The organism is Geothrix fermentans DSM 14018 (assembly GCF_000428885.1).
GTDB lineage: Bacteria > Acidobacteriota > Holophagae > Holophagales > Holophagaceae > Geothrix > Geothrix fermentans.
Window position 1 is genome coordinate 42,591 of the sequence record NZ_AUAU01000013.1, and the last position, 14,957, is coordinate 57,547.

Annotated in this window: 12 protein-coding genes; 9 read left to right on the top strand and 3 right to left on the bottom strand. The window is 69.7% G+C overall.

Going from position 1 to position 14,957, the window contains the following annotated elements; translation table 11 throughout:
* Positions 1-7: 7 nt before the first annotated feature.
* Positions 8-832: a hypothetical protein gene (locus G398_RS0106230; RefSeq protein WP_052571577.1), complete on the bottom strand. Its 825-nt coding sequence runs from the start codon at positions 830-832 to the stop codon at positions 8-10.
* A 198-nt stretch (positions 833-1,030) separates the two neighbouring features.
* On the opposite strand from G398_RS0106230, the gene G398_RS0106235 reads away from it, so the two are divergent.
* The 6 genes from G398_RS0106235 (at position 1,031) to G398_RS0106260 (ending at position 9,585) form a co-directional block, all read left to right on the top strand.
* Positions 1,031-3,118, top strand: coding sequence for a S46 family peptidase (locus tag G398_RS0106235; RefSeq protein WP_026852959.1), 2,088 nt, complete (start codon positions 1,031-1,033; stop codon positions 3,116-3,118).
* A gap of 44 nt (positions 3,119-3,162) precedes the next feature.
* Positions 3,163-5,250, top strand: coding sequence for a S46 family peptidase (locus G398_RS0106240; RefSeq protein ID WP_026852960.1), 2,088 nt, complete (start codon positions 3,163-3,165; stop codon positions 5,248-5,250).
* 141 nt (positions 5,251-5,391) lie between these two features.
* Positions 5,392-7,479, top strand: a complete 2,088-nt coding sequence (locus tag G398_RS0106245) for a S46 family peptidase (protein ID WP_026852961.1) — start codon at positions 5,392-5,394, stop codon at positions 7,477-7,479.
* A 4-nt stretch (positions 7,480-7,483) separates the two neighbouring features.
* A complete protein-coding gene (locus G398_RS0106250) occupies positions 7,484-7,897 on the top strand; it encodes a nucleoside 2-deoxyribosyltransferase (RefSeq protein WP_026852962.1) in 414 nt (137 codons plus the stop codon).
* A gap of 27 nt (positions 7,898-7,924) precedes the next feature.
* Positions 7,925-8,998, top strand: coding sequence for an aldo/keto reductase (locus G398_RS16675; protein ID WP_052571578.1), 1,074 nt, complete (start codon positions 7,925-7,927; stop codon positions 8,996-8,998).
* A gap of 5 nt (positions 8,999-9,003) precedes the next feature.
* Positions 9,004-9,585: a hypothetical protein gene (locus G398_RS0106260; protein ID WP_043483966.1), complete on the top strand. Its 582-nt coding sequence runs from the start codon at positions 9,004-9,006 to the stop codon at positions 9,583-9,585.
* On the opposite strand, the gene G398_RS16680 is transcribed toward G398_RS0106260, so the two are convergent.
* Entirely contained in the window at positions 9,574-10,365 is a 792-nt protein-coding gene (locus tag G398_RS16680) for a nitrilase-related carbon-nitrogen hydrolase (RefSeq protein WP_043483967.1), read from the bottom strand. The genes G398_RS0106260 and G398_RS16680 overlap by 12 nt on opposite strands.
* Before the next feature lie 146 nt (positions 10,366-10,511).
* Complete coding sequence (locus tag G398_RS0106270) at positions 10,512-11,579, bottom strand: NAD(P)/FAD-dependent oxidoreductase (protein ID WP_026852964.1); 1,068 nt, start codon at positions 11,577-11,579, stop codon at positions 10,512-10,514.
* Between the two features lie 136 nt (positions 11,580-11,715).
* Between G398_RS0106270 and G398_RS0106275 the strand changes: the two genes are divergently transcribed.
* The 3 genes from G398_RS0106275 to G398_RS16685 all read left to right on the top strand — a co-directional run bounded on the left by G398_RS0106275 (position 11,716) and on the right by G398_RS16685 (position 14,951).
* Positions 11,716-12,108 (top strand): hypothetical protein, encoded by a 393-nt coding sequence (locus G398_RS0106275; protein WP_026852965.1) that lies wholly within the window; start codon positions 11,716-11,718, stop codon positions 12,106-12,108.
* A gap of 69 nt (positions 12,109-12,177) precedes the next feature.
* The gene (locus tag G398_RS0106280) at positions 12,178-13,575 is read left to right on the top strand and encodes a TolC family protein (protein WP_026852966.1); all 1,398 of its coding nucleotides are present in this window, start codon (positions 12,178-12,180) and stop codon (positions 13,573-13,575) included.
* Positions 13,576-13,586: 11 nt separating this feature from the next.
* Positions 13,587-14,951 (top strand): efflux RND transporter periplasmic adaptor subunit, encoded by a 1,365-nt coding sequence (locus tag G398_RS16685; protein ID WP_052571580.1) that lies wholly within the window; start codon positions 13,587-13,589, stop codon positions 14,949-14,951.
* Positions 14,952-14,957: the final 6 nt, after the last annotated feature.

Genomic DNA, 14,957 nt, shown 5'->3' on the forward strand with positions numbered 1-14,957 from the left:
GGCATCTTCAGAAGGGGTGTTCGAAGCTCAGATAGAGGAAGATGGCCTTCTCGCCGCGGCTGGCGCCCACGCCGATGGGCATCGCGATGCCCGGGACGATCTGGAGGCCGCTGGGGAAGTTGTAGGCCCAGCGGATGCCGGGGTTGAGGTACGCGGCTCCCTGGCGCTGGGTTTGGCCTGGGCCGGTGATGACCTCGGCGTTGGTGTAGATGTACTCCAGCATCACGTTGAAGCGGGGATTGGCCAGCCAGATGAAGCTCTGGCCCAGCATGTAGTCGCGGGTGGTGGCACGGTCGCCGTCCGTGTTCCGGGCCCGGGGCGTGAGGGTGCCGCCGGCATTGAAGTGGCCCACGAAGGACCCGCCCAGGGTGAAGCTGACAGGGAGGTTCACCTGGTACCCGGTGGCGCCCTTGCCGTAGCCGGTCTTCTCGTCGCCGGTGGGCAGCAGCACGCTGAGGCGCGGCGCGAAGGCCACCGGGGCCTCGCCGTCGCCCACCAGCTGGTAGCGCCAGTTCAGGGCCACGTCGCCGAAGGCCTGCTTGCGGTCGGGGGAGGCGTCCAGCCGTTGCCAGGGCAGGGTGAAGCTGAACTGGTTCTTCTGGCTGAAGACGGGCCATTCCTGGGTGAAGGTGTAGATCCAGTCCTTGGTCTCCTGGTAGCGGGTGAAGGTGCTGATGTGCTGCACCACGCCCGTTTCCTGGTTGTAGGCCTCCTCCACGAGGAAGGAGTTGTCCTGGATGGGGCCTTCCTTCTTTTCCTGGGCCGCCAGGGAGGTGGCGAGCAGGAGCGCCGGAAGGAGACGGTGGAGGGGGGAGGAGGTCGGTGTCATCATGATTGTGATACTGAGTCTCAAGAATTAGTTATTCAAGACCAAGAGGTTGATAAGTGATTTCCGTCACGGAGCGGGGGACCATGGGCCTTCAGGCAGTCTATTCGACTCCGCAGGAACCCGGCTCAAGGCCTGGGCCCAGGCCCGCCTCAGATATGTAGTGTTACGATGGCTGTTCCCCCCTGGTTTCTTGGAGAGCTCATGTCGTTCCGAGTCCGGCGCCTGTCGCTTCCCTTGCTCGCCCTCGCCCTGGCCGCCGCGCCGGCGCGTGCGGAGGAGGGCATGTGGACCTTCGACGGGCTGCCGGCGAAGAAGATCCAGGCCGCCTACGGCTGGGCCCCGGACCGGGCCTGGCTGGACCACGTGCGCCTCTCCGCCCTGCGCTTCCCCGGGGGATCGGGGTCCTTCGTCAGCCGGGATGGCCTGGTGCTCACCAACCACCATGTGGGCCGCGGCTGGATCCAGCGGGTCAGCGACAAGGACCACGACTACGTGAAGAACGGGTTCGCCGCGGCCAGCCGGGAGCATGAGATCAAGGTGCCGGGGCTGGAGCTGCTGACCCTCGTGGCCATGGACGACATCACGGACCGCCTGGCGGCGGCGGTGAAGCCGGGCGCCGGCGACTCGGAGGCCCTGAAGCTCCGGGAGGCCGAGATCGAGCGGATCAAGAAGGAGATGCAGGAGAAGACGGGCCTCACCTGCGAGCACGTCACCCTCTACCAGGGCGGCGAGCACTGGATCTACAGCTACAGGAAGCACACGGACGTGCGCCTGGTCTTCGCCCCCGAGCAGCAGATCGCCTTCTTCGGCGGGGACTACGACAACTTCACCTACCCGCGCCACAACCTCGATTTCGCGGTGTTCCGGGTCTACGAGCATGGCAGGCCCTACCACCCGAAGGACTACCTGCACTGGACCCAGACGGGGCTGAAGGCCGGCGACCTGACGTTCGTGGCGGGCCATCCGGGCCGCACGAACCGCCAGGACACCCTGGCCCAGATGATCTACTCCCGCGATGTGGCCATCCCCCTCCGCCTCAAGGCCATGGAGCGGAAGCGGGACGCCCTGGTCGAGTACGGGAAGACCTCCCCCGAGGCCGCCCGCCAGGTCGGCACCCAGATCTTCGGCGTGGAGAACGGCCTCAAGGCTGTCAACGGCTACTGGTCGGGCCTGAAGAACCGGGAGGCCATGGCCCGCATCGAGGCCGCGGAGAGGGACTTGAGGGCGAAGGTCGCCGCGGACCCCAAGCTCTCGGCGGAGGCGGGGCCCTGCTGGGCGAAGATCGAGGCTGCCGTGAAGGTGGCCGAGCGCCTGGCCACGGAGACCCAGAACGTGGGAACGGCCCATTCCGCGCTTCTGGGCCACGCATTGGCCCTGGTGCGCATTGCGGATGAGGAGCGTCTCCCCAGCGAGAAGCGCCTGCCCGAATACAGCGACGCGAACCTCAAGTCGGCCAAGGCCCGTCTCGGCATCCAGTCGCCCTTCTACCCCGAGCAGGAGATCTTCATGTTCACCCGGGGCCTGGAGGCCGCCGCGGCGGAATTGGGGGAGAACCATCCCTATGTCCAGGCCATGCTGGGGGGGCGGCCCGCGGCGGAAGTGGCCCGGACCGCCGTCACCGGCTCGAAGCTGAACGATCCCGAAGTCCGCAAGGCCCTGCTGGCCGGCGGGAAGCGCGCCATCGACAAGAGCCGGGATCCCATGATCCTCCTGGCGAAGCGGTTGGACCCCCTGTCCCGGGCCATCCGGAGGCAGCAGCAGGAGCAGGTCCAGAGCGTGATCACCGAGCACGGCGCCCGCATCGCCCGGGCCCGCTTCGCGGTCTACGGCAAGGGCACCTACCCGGACGCGACCTTCACGCTGCGCCTGACCTACGGGCCCGTGGAGGAATACCCGGCCAACGGCACGCTGATCCAGCCCTTCACCACCTTCGGCGGCCTCTACGACCGCCACGACGGCTGGGGCGGCAACGCCGCCGCGGCCCATGGCGGAGCCTGGGCCCTTCCCCAGCGCTGGCTCGACAAGCGCGGCGCCGTCAACCCGGCCATGCCCTTCAACTTCGTGCACAAGGTGGACATCATCGGTGGCAACTCCGGCTCGCCCGTGGTGGACCGCAAGTGCGAGCTGGTGGGCCTCATCTTCGACGGCGACATCGATATGCTGCCGGGCAACTACTTCTATGACGGCAAGGCGAACCGGGGCGTCTCCGTGGACGCCCGGGCCATCCTGCATGCCCTGGACAAGGTCTACGGCGCCTCCGCGCTGGTGGCCGAGCTGACTGGCAAGTGATTCTTCACCACGAAGACAGAAAGACCACGAACTCTGGAGCCCCCATGCGCCGCCTCTCCGCCCTCGCGCTCATCCTCGCCCTGCCCGCCCTCCGGGCCGAGGAGGGTATGTGGACCTTCGACAACCTGCCCCTGAGGCAGCTCAAGGAGAAGTACGCCTTCGAGCCCGGCCAGGCCTGGATCGACCATGTCCGCCTGTCCACCCTCACCCTGGGCGGCTGCACCGGCTCCTTCGTGAGCGCCGATGGCCTGGTGCTCACCAACCACCACTGCACCCGGGGCTCCATCGCGCGCCTGTCCAGCAAGGACCGCGACCTGGTGAAGAACGGCTTCGTGGCCCAGAGCCGCGACCAGGAGATCAAGATCCCGGGCCTCACCTACCGCACGCTCATGGCCATGGAGAACGTGACCGAACGCGTGGCCAAGGCCGTGAAGCCCGGCCTCACCGAGAAGCAGGCCGCCGAGGCCCGCGCCAAGGAACTGGATGCCCTCAAGGCCGACCTGGAGAAGAAGACCGGACTCACCTACGACGTGGTGAACCTCTACCAGGGCGGTGAGACCTGGATGTACGGCTTCAAGGTCTTCAAGGACATCCGCCTCGTCGCTGCGCCCGAGATCGCCGTGGCGGCCTTCGGCGGCGACTACGACAACTTCACCTACCCCCGCCACGACCTGGACTTCTCCATGGTCCGCGTCTACGAGAACGACAAGCCCTACCATCCCCCCCACCACCTCACTTGGAGCACCGAGGGCCTGAAGGCCGGCGACCTCACCTTCGTGGTGGGCCACCCGGGCCGCACCAGCCGCCTCCAGACCTTCGCCCAGATGAAGTACGACCGCGACTTCGGCATCCCCGCCTACCTGCGCAATGCCGACCGCACCCGCGCCCTCCTGGAGGAGTACGGCAAGCAGGACGCCGAGCACGCCCGCCAGGTCCAGACCCTGATCCTGGGAGTCAACAACGGCGCCAAGGCCAACGAGGGCTCCCTCATGGGCCTCAAGGACGCCGCGGCCATGAAGCGCATTGAGGATGCGGAGAAGGCCCTGAAGGCCGCCGTGGCCAAGGATCCCAAGCTGGCGGTCAGCACCGGGAAGAGCTGGGCGCGCGTCGAGCAGGCCATCCAGCTCCAGAAGGCTGGCCTCAAGGAGGCCCAGTACGTCGGCGCGGCCCGCTCCGCGACCCTGGGCCAGGCCCTGGCCCTGGTGCGCCTGGCCGAGCAGCAGGAGCTTCCCGTGGAGAAGCGCCTGACGGAGTACCGCTCAGAGGGCGGCCTCAAGACCCTGAAGGCGCGCCTCTCCGGCCCGGCCATGGGCATGATGGGGCAGGCGCCCAGTCCCGAACTGGAGACCCTCCTCTTCACGCGGGGCCTGGAGGATGCCCGCCGCGAGCTGGGTCCGCAGCATCCCTACATCGTCGCCGTACTGAGCGGCAAGGCGCCCGCCGAGGTGGCCAAGGCCGCCGTGGAAGGCACGAAGCTGAACGATCCCGCCGTGCGCAAGACCCTGGTCGAGGGCGGGCAGAAGGCCGTGGCCGCGAGCGCCGACCCCATGATCGTCCTGGCCCGCAAGCTGGAGCCCATCCTGCTGGGCCTCCGCAAGAAGCAGGACGAGGTGAAGGCCATCTTCGAGGAGCACGGCGCCCGCATCGCCAAGGCCCGCTTCGCCGTCTACGGCAAGACCCTGCCGCCGGACGCCACGGGCACGCTCCGCATCACCTACGGCGCCGTGGCCACCTATCCCGCCAACGGCACCCTCCAGCAGCCCTTCACCACCTGGGCCGGCCTCTACGACCGCCACTTCGGCTGGGGCGGCAACGAGGCCCACGCCTTCGGCGGTGAGTGGATGCTCCCCCAGCGCTGGCTGGACCGCATGGGCAAGCTGGACCTGCGCACGCCCCTCAACTTCTCCCATGCCGTGGACACCACCGGCGGCAACTCAGGCAGCCCGGTGGTGAACCGCAAGGGCGAGCTGGTGGGCCTGCTCTTCGACGGCAACATCGAGGGCAACGCCGGCCGCTACTTCTACGACGAGAAGGTGAACCGCAGCGTCTCCGTGGACGCCCGGGCCATCCTGGAGGCCCTCGTGAAGGTCTACGACGCGCCCCATCTCGCCGCGGAGCTGACCGGCAAGTAGAGATTTTCACCACGAAGACGGGAAGACCACGAAGAAAACCAGTAACTCTTTCGTGGTCTTCTCGGCATCGCCGATGGCGATGCGCGAGGCGGAATGAAATCTCCTGTCTTCGTGGTTTCTGCTTTTCTGTAAGGACCGCCCATGCGCCTCTCCGCCCTCGCCCTTCTGCTCGCCCTGCCTGCGCTGCGCGCGGACGAGGGCATGTGGACCTTCGACAACATCCCCGTGAAGCAGATCAAGGCGAAGTACGGCGTGGACCTGGATGCCGCCTGGCTGAAGCACCTGCAGCTGGCCACGGTGCGCTTTCCCGGAGGCACGGGGGCCTTCGTGAGCCGTGACGGCCTGGTGGTGACCAACCACCACGTGGGCCGGGGCGCCATCGCCCAGATCTCCAGCGCCCAGGCCGATCTGGTGAAGAACGGCTTCACCGCCGCCCGGAAGAGCCAGGAGATCCGGGTGCCGGGCCTGGAGCTGATGATGCTCGTCTCCATGAAGGACGTGACGGAGCGCGTGAATGGCGCCGTGAAGCCCGGCATGGCGGACCAGGAGGTCCTGGCGGCGCGGCTCAACGCCCTGGCGGAGCTCCGCCGGACCGAAGAGGCGAAGACCGGCCTCACCTGCGAGCCCGTCACCCTCTACCAGGGCGGCGAGTACTGGCTCTACCGCTACCGGAAGTTCACCGACGTGCGGCTGGCCGCGGCCCCGGAGCTCCAGGTGGCGGCCTTCGGCGGCGATCCGGACAACTACACCTATCCCCGCCACAACCTGGACTTCGCCCTCTTCCGCGTCTACGAGGACGGGAAGCCCTACCGGCCGGAAGCCTTCCTGCCCTTCAGCGCGAAGGGCGTGGCCATGGGCGAGCTGACCTTCATCTCCGGGCACCCGGGCACCACCTTCCGCCAGCAGACCTGCGCCCAGATGGTCTACGCCCGGGACATCGGCATCCCATTCCAGCTGCGCTCCCTGGAGCGCCAGAAGAAGGCCCTCCAGGCCTTTTCCGCCACGTCGCCGGAAGCCCGCCGGCTCGCCGCGGAGGTCATCTACGGCATCGAGAACGGCCACAAGCGCCTCAGCGGCCAGCTCCTGGGTCTCGCCAAGGCCGAGAACCTGAAGAAAGTGGAGGTCGCCGAGGCGGCCTTGAAGGCAGCCGTGGCGAAGGATCCGGCCCTGCAGGCCCGCGTGGGCGGCAGCTGGGACCGCGTGGCCCAGGCCGTGGCAGGCCAGCAGGCCCTCCTCCGCGAAACCACCTACCTGGGCGCAGGCCGGGGGACTCTGACCGGCCGGGTGGCCTCTCTGCGTCACGCGCTCACGCTGGTGTGGCTCGCGGAGGAGACGGCCAGGCCGTCCGCCGCGAGGATCAGCGAGTTCAGCGACGGGAACCTCAAAGCCACCACCGCGCAGCTCCTCTCGCCCCGGCCCGTGCAGAAACCCATCGACCTCGCCCTGCTCGCCGCCGGCCTGGAGGCGGCGAGGGAGGAACTGGGCGCGGATCATCCCTTCGTGAAGGCTGTCCTGGGCGGCCGGTCCCCCGAAGCGGTGGCCAAGGCCGCCGTGGACGGGACGAAGCTGGACGATCCCGCCGAGCGCCGGCGCCTGGCCGAGGGCGGCCGCGCGGCGCTGGAGGCCAGCACGGATCCCATGATCCTCCTGGCGAAGCAGTTCGATCCCTTCAGCCGCGCCATCCAGCGGCGGATGGAGGAGGAGGTCACCAGCATCTTCAACGAGCATGGCGGCCGTATTGCCGAGGCCCGCTTCAAGGCCTTCGGCCGGGCCGTCTATCCGGACGCCACCTTCACCCTGCGCCTGGGCTACGGCCCCGTGGCGACCTACGCCAACGGCACCGGCACCCTGGCCCAGCCCTTCACCACCTTCATGGGCATGTACGACCGGCACCTGGGCTGGGGCGGCAATGCCGCCGCTTCGGAGCACGGGGCGTGGACCCTGCCGGAGCGCTGGCTCAAGCGGCAGTCGAAGCTGGACCTGGCGACCCCGTTCAACTTCATCTACGCCTGCGACACCGTGGGTGGCAACAGCGGCAGCCCCGTGGTGAACGTGAAGGGCGAGTTCGTGGGCATCAACTTCGACAGCGTGTTCGAAGGGCAGGGCGGCTACTACGTCTACGACCCCGACACCAAGCGCGCCGTCGCCACCGACGGCCGCGCCATCCTGGAGGCCCTGCGGAAGATCATGGACGCCGGCCCTCTGGCGGACGAACTGGTGGGGAAATAGCCCCATGGACCTGTACCTCTCCTGCTCCCTCACCGGTGGCCGCCAGGACCAGCCCGTGGTGGCGGCTCTCGTGGCCCGCATGGAGGCCCTGGGCCACCGCGTGCTGACGGCGCACCTGGCGGCGGAATCGGCCATGGCCGCCGACGGCGGGCTGTCCCCAGAGGCCGTGTTCGAACGCGACACGGCCTGGCTCCGGGCCGCCGATGCGGTCATCGCCGAGGTCAGCACGCCCTCCCACGGCGTGGGCTTCGAGATCGCCTATGCCCTGGAGCGCCGCAAGCCCGTGCTGTGTCTGGCCCGGGAGGGCGTCCGCGTGAGCAAGATGCTCACGGGCATCCGCCAGGAGGGTGTCGCCTTCCGGACCTACGGGGCCGTCGACGAAGCCCTGGCGCACCTGGAGACCTTCCTGGCGCGATAATCACGCAGCCATCTCCCGGAGGACGCCATGGCCGAGGCCGGCACCACCCGACGTGACCTGTTCAAGCTGGGCGTGGCCGCGGCCGCGGGCCTGGTCGCCACCCGGCTCGGCGCCATCGAGGGCGTCGAACCCGTGGGCATGTACCCCTCGCCGAAGGCGCCCTTCAACCCCGCCACCGCTGCGGCCATGCCCACCCGCAACCTGGGCCGCACGGGGCTCAAGGTGGGCCTCTTCAGCCTGGGCGGCCAGGCGGCCATCGAGAAGCCCAACAACGAGGCCGTGGCCGTGCCGCTCATCGAGCGGGCCCTGGACCTGGGCGTGAACTACTGCGATACCTCCGCCCGCTACGGCGGTGAGGCACGGTGGAGCGAGCAGTACTTCGGGAAGGTGATGAAGCGCCGCCGCGCTGAGGCCTTCCTCGCCACCAAGACCCACGACCGCACGGCGGACGGCTCCCTGCGCCTGCTGGAGACCTCCCTGAAGCTGCTGCAGACCGACCACGTGGATCTCTGGCAGCTGCATGCCATGAGCACGATGGAGGATGTGGCGCGCGTCTGCGCGAAGGGCGGCGCCCTGGAGGCCTTCCAGAAAGCGAAGGAGCAGAAGCTGGTGCGCTTCCTGGGCCTCAGCGGGCACACGGATCCGGATGTGCTGGCCGAGGCCATCCGCCGCTTCCCCTTCGACACCGTGCTCATGGCCTTCAACGCCGCCGACACCTGGCACCTGCCCTTCAAGAAGACCCTCCTGCCCCTGGCCGTGGAGAGGGAGATGGGCATCATCGGCATGAAGATCCCGGCCCGCGGGCGCATCCTGGCCGGCGTCCAGCCGCCCCCGCCCGCCCAGCAGCGCGGCGCCGCCAAGCACGACCGCCCCGGCACCCTCACCATGCAGGAGGCCATGCGCTATACCCTCAGCCACCCCGTGAGCACCGTCATCATCGGCGTGGACAACGTCGCCCAGCTTGAAGAGAACATCCGCATCGCCCGGGACTTCCTGCCGCTGAACGCTCCCCAGCTGGAGGCGCTGGAGCAGAAGGTGAAGCCCGTCTACGGGCAGGCCCAGTGGTTCAAGCGAGATGCGCCTGCAAATCCGGGAAAGTGAAGGGCATGCTTCCTGACTCATGCGCGATCATCGGGGCCGTCATCGGCTCGCTCGGCGGCTTCTACTACCTGTACGAAACCATTGCCGGCAAGGCCCAGCCCAACCGCATCACGTGGCTGCTCTGGGGGATCTTCCCCATGGTCATCTTCGTGGCGCAGCGGGCGCAGGGCGTCGAAGGACTCTCATGGGCGTCATTTTCCGCCGGCTTCACACCGCTGCTGATCGTCGCCGCATCCTTCTTCAACAAGAACGCCTATTGGAAGAGCGAGCCGCGCGACTACTACCTGATGGCCGCGGCGATCCTCGGCCTCGTGCTCTGGGCCATGACCGACAAGCCGAACCTGGCCATCCTGTTCTCGTTGCTGGCGGACATGCTGGCGGGCCTGCCGACTCTCATCAAATCCTATCGCCACCCCCATTCCGAGAGCTGGATCGCCTACGCGATCAGCGCCTTCGGCTTCGGGATCAGCCTCCTGTCGGTCCAGACCCATACGTTCGAACATACGGCCTTCGTGGCCTATGTGTTCATCCTCAATGCAACCTGCGCGGTGCTGGCCTCACGGAGGCACGGGCCATCACAACGCTGAATACACCTCCGGCCGCCGGTCGCTGAGCGCCGGGAACCGCGCCCGCCAGGCGCGGAGCTGGATCAGGTCGAGGTCGCCGATGACCAGGCCTGCGGCGGCATCCCCCTTCGCAATCACTTCTCCGAACGCATCGTGGAGGGCGGAGGCGCCAGGGTAGTCGAGCCCCAGCGCATCCCGCCCCACGCGGTTGACGCCGCACACGGCCATCTGGTTCTCGATGGCGCGGGCGGCCAGCAGGATGGACCAGGCGCCGATGCGGCGCACGGGCCAGTTGGCGGGGACGAAGACCACTTCGGCGCCCTTCGCGGCCAGGGCCCGGAAGGGCTCGGGGAAGCGCAGGTCGTAGCAGATCTGGAGGCCGCAGGGGATGCCGTCGACCTCGAAGAGGGGGCAGTCCTCGCCGCCGCTGTAGTGCTGGTGCTCCTCGCCGTAGGAGAAGGGGTGGATCTTGCGGTAGGCGGCGATCAGCGCACCGTCCGGCCCGGTGACGAAGGCGGCGTTGCGGGGGTGCGGCGCGTGGGCCTCCACGCAGGAGCCCACGAGGTAGAGGCCGAATTCGCGGGACAGCGCCGCCACGGCCTTGGTGGTGGGGCCCGGGATGGATTCGGCGAAGGGCTCCGGCGCCATGGTGAAGCCCAGGGCGAACAGCTCCGGGAACACCGCCACCCGCGCCCCCGCCCGCGCCGCCGCCTCCGCGAAGCCGCGGGCGCGCGCGAGGTTCGCGGCCGGGTCCTGCCAGACCGTGTCCTGCTGGACGAGGGCGACGCGAAGCGTGGTCATGGGGACACCCTAGAAGGCGAGGAGCCGCGAAAGAAAAAGCAAACCACCAAGACACCAAGACACCAAGAAAGACAAAGTCTTTTTCTTGTTCAGTTCTTGGTGCCTTGGTGTCTTGGTGTCTTGGTGGTGATCCTTGGTCCTTTGGATCAGTCCTTGAACCTGCCCGGATCCAGCGGCCCGGCGGTGGTCTTGCGCAGGAAGCTGTCGGCGGCGAGCTGGCCGACGGCGAGGCCGCTGGTCATGCCGTGGCCGCCGAGGCCGGCGGACCAGAAGAGGCGCGGGTTCCAGGGGTCCCAGCCGATGACGAAGCGGCGGTCCGGCGAGAAGGTGCGCAGGCCGGTCCAGTACCGAGTGACGGGGCGCTCCGCCAGCTCCGGGGCCAGCTCGCGCAGGCTTGCGTAGAGGCCGTCGAGCACCCCGGGGTCCGTGTCCGGCTGGCGTCCGCGCTGGGGCAGGGGCACGGCCACCTCCTCGCAGGGGCACATGAGGACGCCGCCGCTTTCGGGGCGCAGGTAGAAGGGCCGGTCCACCCACCAGGCCCAGGGATCCCGCTGGGGATGGGCGGCGCCGCTCCACACGAGGGAGCGCCGCAGGGGCGTGAAGGCGATCCGCGAACCGGCCTGGGCGCCGAGCTCTCCTGCCCAGGCGCCGGCGGCGATGGCCAGGGCCTTCGTGCGGAGGGGACCGCGGTCCGTATCGAGGTCGAAGCCGTCCGCCGTGGGGCGAATGCCCGCCACGGCGCAGCCGAAGCGCAGGTCCGCGCCCCCGGTCCGCGCGCCTTCGGCGCAGGCCTGCAGCAGACCCGCGGCATCGATGACGCCGTCGCCGGGGATGGCCAGGTGCTCCGCGGCCAGCAGGCCGGGCAGGGGGATGCCCGGGCCGCGATGGACCTCCACGCCGTGGCGGGCGGCCTCGGCCTCGAAGGCGCCCAGGGGGCCGGCTTCCGCGCTGACGAGCAGCCCGCCGCCGGCGGCCATCAGGCCGGCTTCCGCCAGGCGCCGCCGCCCTTCCACGGTCAGGGCCGTGTGCTCGTCGCGGCCCGTGAGGGCGCGGCACACCGCGGCGTTATGGCCGCTGGCGTAGGTGCCGGGCTGGTCCTCCCGGTCCAGCAGGACGATGCCGCGCTGGCCGGCCCGGGCCAGGTGGAACGCGAGGCTCAGGCCGGCGATGCCGCCGCCGATGATCGCAACCTCCGCCGTCTCAACCGTGCCCATGCCCTCATCCTAGCGCCGATGCGCGCCGGGCCCCGATTCCATCCCCGGCGGAAGGTCCGCTCCTGTGATGGCCGTCAACCTTTTCGTGTTGCCACATGGGTGGAAGTCCTATGATGGGGAAGTCGGAGGTCTCTCCGTGCGGACGATCCTGCGCGCCATCCTGGCTGTCGCGCTGCTCCTGGGCGGCGTGGGCGGGGACTGGGCGCTGGCGGAAGGCCGGACGGCGGCCCAGCCCCACGAGTGCTGCTGCGGCGCCATGCCCGGCGGCATGGAGGACACCTGCCCCTGCCCGAAGCCGGACAGCAACCGCGCCCCCCAGCGAGGCGCCTGCACCGAGCGCCAGACCGTTGCCGCCCAGGCCGTCCGTGAAGCGGAGCAGGGCGAGCGCCGGACCGAGCCCCGGCCCGAGCCGGCCGGCTGGGCCCGGGCGGCCTCCGCCGAAGCGGAAACCCTGGCCCTCCGTGCCCGGGGCGGGCGCGACCCGGACCTGGGCCGACACCTGGCGCATCTGGGCACCTTCCGGATCTGATCCGGGACTGAGCGACATTCTGCCTGCCCGCGGGCGGGCTGTTCCTCTTTCCCGTTTCCGGAGATCCCCATGCGCACGCTGCTGCGCCTGGCCTCGGCCCTGGTGCTCGCCGCGCCGGCCCTGGCCCAGGCCCCCCACCACACCCCTCCAGCGGCACCGGCCCCCACGGCCGACCCCGTCCTGGACTCCCTGCTGGCCGAGGCCCTCGGAAAGCATCCCGACATCCGGAAGGCCGATGCGGCCGTACGCATGGACCAGGAGCGCATCCCCCAGGCCGGCGTGCTGCCGGATCCCAGCCTCTCGCTGGGCATCCAGAACGACGGCTTCAAGGAGCTGATGATCGGCAAGATGGAGACCAGCTACTACAGCGTGGCCTTCACCCAGCCCTTCCCCTGGCCGGGCAAGCGCGGCCTGCGGAAGGAGGTGGCCGCCGCCGGCGTCGGTGTGTCCGAGGCCTCCCTCAGCCGCGTGAAGATGAGCCTGGAGGCCGACGTGCGGCGAGGCTACGCCGCCCTCCTGCTGGTGCGCGGCCAGAAGGAGCTGCTGGCCCAGCAGTCCGTCTTCCTGGAGCAGACCGAGCGCCTGGCCCGCACCCGCTACGAGGTGGGGCAGGGCAGCCAGGGCGACCTGCTGCGGGCCCAGCTCGAGCTCACGCGCCTCAAGCAGGCGGCCTGGTCCCTGGACGCCGAGGAGCGATCGGCCCTGGCGGGCCTGAACCGCCTTCGCCAGCATGACCCGGCCGATCCCATCCCCACCACCGCCGCCCTGGCGGACCTGCCCGAGCCCGCCAGCCTCACGCCCGAGCAGGTGGAGGCGCGCAGCCCCGAGCTGGCCGGTGCCCGGGCCAGCGTGCGGCAGACCGAGAAGCTGCTGGACCTCGCGAAGCTGGACCGCCGGCCCGACTTCGCCGTCACCGCCGGCATCATGCCCCGGGGCAGCCTGGATCCCATGTGGCAGGTGGGCGTGAGCATCTCCCTGCCGATCTACGGCCGCCACAAGCAGCAGCGCGCCATCGCCGAGCATGAGCACCACAAGCTCGGGCAGGGCGCCGAGGTGGACTCGGTGCGCACCCTGCTCCGCCAGCGCACGGAGGAGCGCGCCATCCAGATCGACACCCTGCGCCGCACCCGGGATCTCTACCGCGAGGGCCTGCTGGTGCAGAGCGAGGCCAACTTCAAGGCGGCCCTGGCCCAGTACGAGGCCGGCCGCGCGCCCTTCCTCGGCGCTCTCGAAGCCCTCAATGGCTGGGTGGGCGACCAGGGGGCCTACCTGCAGACCCTGGCCCAGCTCCAGGCCCAGCACATCGCCCTGGACGAGGCCGCCCTGGGCCCCACGGCCCCCATCAACGGCGGCTCCCTCGCTTCCGCCAGCCTCGCCGCTGGCGCCGCCGCGCCTTCCGCATCGAAATCCACCGCCAAGACCCCGGGCCCGGCCCAGGACAGCGGTCCCGCCGCCATGAAGATGTAGGAGATTCCACCATGAGCCTCGAACAACCCACCTTCGGCCATCCGGCCCCGTCCCGCGCCTCCCGCCTCCGCACCCTCGGCCTGGTGACCCTGGGTCTCGTCGCAGGAGCGGGCGGCACCCTGCTGCTGCGGCCCGCCCCGAAACACGACCACGGCGCGGAGGCCGCTGCCTCGGCCTCCGCGCCCAAGAAGCAGATGTACCAGTGCCCCATGCACCCGCAGATCATCCAGGACCATCCGGGGACCTGCCCCATCTGCGGCATGGACCTGGTGCCCATGGACGGGCAGGAAGCGGCTTCCGCCAGCGTGGAGGGCCACGCCACCGTGAAGATCGACCATGAGCGCCAGCAGCTCATCGGCCTGCGGACGGAGAAGGTCGCGGAGGGGACCGTCAGCGGCGAGCTGCGGGCCCTGGGCCGCGTGGCCATCGACGAGACCCGCGTCCGCAAGGTGAACGTGAAGGTGGAGGGCTTCGTGGAGAGGCTCTTCGTGGACTTCGTGGGCAAGCCCGTGGCCAAGGGCCAGCCCCTGTTCAGCCTCTACGCGCCCGAGTTCGTCAGCGCCCAGCGGGAGTACCTGCTGGCCCTGAAGACCCAGAAGGCCCTCAGCAGCGGCTCGCTCCAGCAGTCGGGCGGCGAGCTCCTGGAGGCGGCCAAGCGGCGGCTCCTGCTTTGGGACGTGCCGCCGGAAACCATCGACCGGCTGGAGAAGACCGGCGACGTCCAGAAGTCCCTCACGCTCCGCAGCCCCATCTCGGGCATCGTGACCGTCAAGAACGTGGTGGAGGGCGCGCGGCTCACGCCGGCGGACATCCCCTTCGAGATCACGGACCTGAGCCGCGTCTGGGTGCTGGCGGACATCTACGAGGCCGAGCTGAGCCGGGTGAAGGTGGGCCTGCCCGCCGAGCTGACCGTCCAGGCGGCGCCTGGGAGGACCTTCAAGGGGCGCATCGCCTTCGTGGATCCCGTCATGGATCCCAAGACCCGCACCGCCCGGGCCCGCGTGGAGTTCCCCAACCCCGGCGGGATCCTGAAGCCCGAGATGTTCGGGGACGTGGTGGTCCGCGGCCAGGGCCGCAAGGGGCTGGTCATTCCCCTGGACGCGGTGCTGGACGCAGGTACCACCAAGGTGGTCTTCGTCGCCCTGGGGGACGGCAAGTTCGAACCCCGGGAAGTCACCACGGGCGCCACCGTGGGCGAGAAGGTGGAGATCCGATCGGGTCTGGCCGCGGGAGATGAGGTCGTCGTCCGCGCCAACTTCCTGGTGGATTCCGAGTCCCGCCTCAAGGCCGCCCTGGCCCACATGAGCGAGAAGAGCGCCACCTCTGAGGCCCCGAAGGGGGCCCCGCAGCCGGCCCCGTCCGGCCACCAGCACTGAGGCCGA

What these genes read in the sequence shown, in the direction of transcription:
- G398_RS0106245 (WP_026852961.1), top strand. Translation starts at nt 5,392, where the DNA reads ATGCGCCTCTCCGCCCTCGCCCTTCTGCTCGCCCTGCCTGCGCTGCGC.
- G398_RS0106260 (WP_043483966.1), top strand. Translation starts at nt 9,004, where the DNA reads ATGCTTCCTGACTCATGCGCGATCATCGGGGCCGTCATCGGCTCGCTC.
- G398_RS0106230 (WP_052571577.1), bottom strand. Translation starts at nt 832, where the DNA reads ATGATGACACCGACCTCCTCCCCCCTCCACCGTCTCCTTCCGGCGCTC.
- G398_RS0106250 (WP_026852962.1), top strand. Translation starts at nt 7,484, where the DNA reads ATGGACCTGTACCTCTCCTGCTCCCTCACCGGTGGCCGCCAGGACCAG.
- G398_RS0106235 (WP_026852959.1), top strand. Translation starts at nt 1,031, where the DNA reads ATGTCGTTCCGAGTCCGGCGCCTGTCGCTTCCCTTGCTCGCCCTCGCC.
- G398_RS0106280 (WP_026852966.1), top strand. Translation starts at nt 12,178, where the DNA reads ATGCGCACGCTGCTGCGCCTGGCCTCGGCCCTGGTGCTCGCCGCGCCG.
- G398_RS0106240 (WP_026852960.1), top strand. Translation starts at nt 3,163, where the DNA reads ATGCGCCGCCTCTCCGCCCTCGCGCTCATCCTCGCCCTGCCCGCCCTC.
- G398_RS16680 (WP_043483967.1), bottom strand. Translation starts at nt 10,365, where the DNA reads ATGACCACGCTTCGCGTCGCCCTCGTCCAGCAGGACACGGTCTGGCAG.
- G398_RS16685 (WP_052571580.1), top strand. Translation starts at nt 13,587, where the DNA reads ATGAGCCTCGAACAACCCACCTTCGGCCATCCGGCCCCGTCCCGCGCC.
- G398_RS16675 (WP_052571578.1), top strand. Translation starts at nt 7,925, where the DNA reads ATGGCCGAGGCCGGCACCACCCGACGTGACCTGTTCAAGCTGGGCGTG.
- G398_RS0106270 (WP_026852964.1), bottom strand. Translation starts at nt 11,579, where the DNA reads ATGGGCACGGTTGAGACGGCGGAGGTTGCGATCATCGGCGGCGGCATC.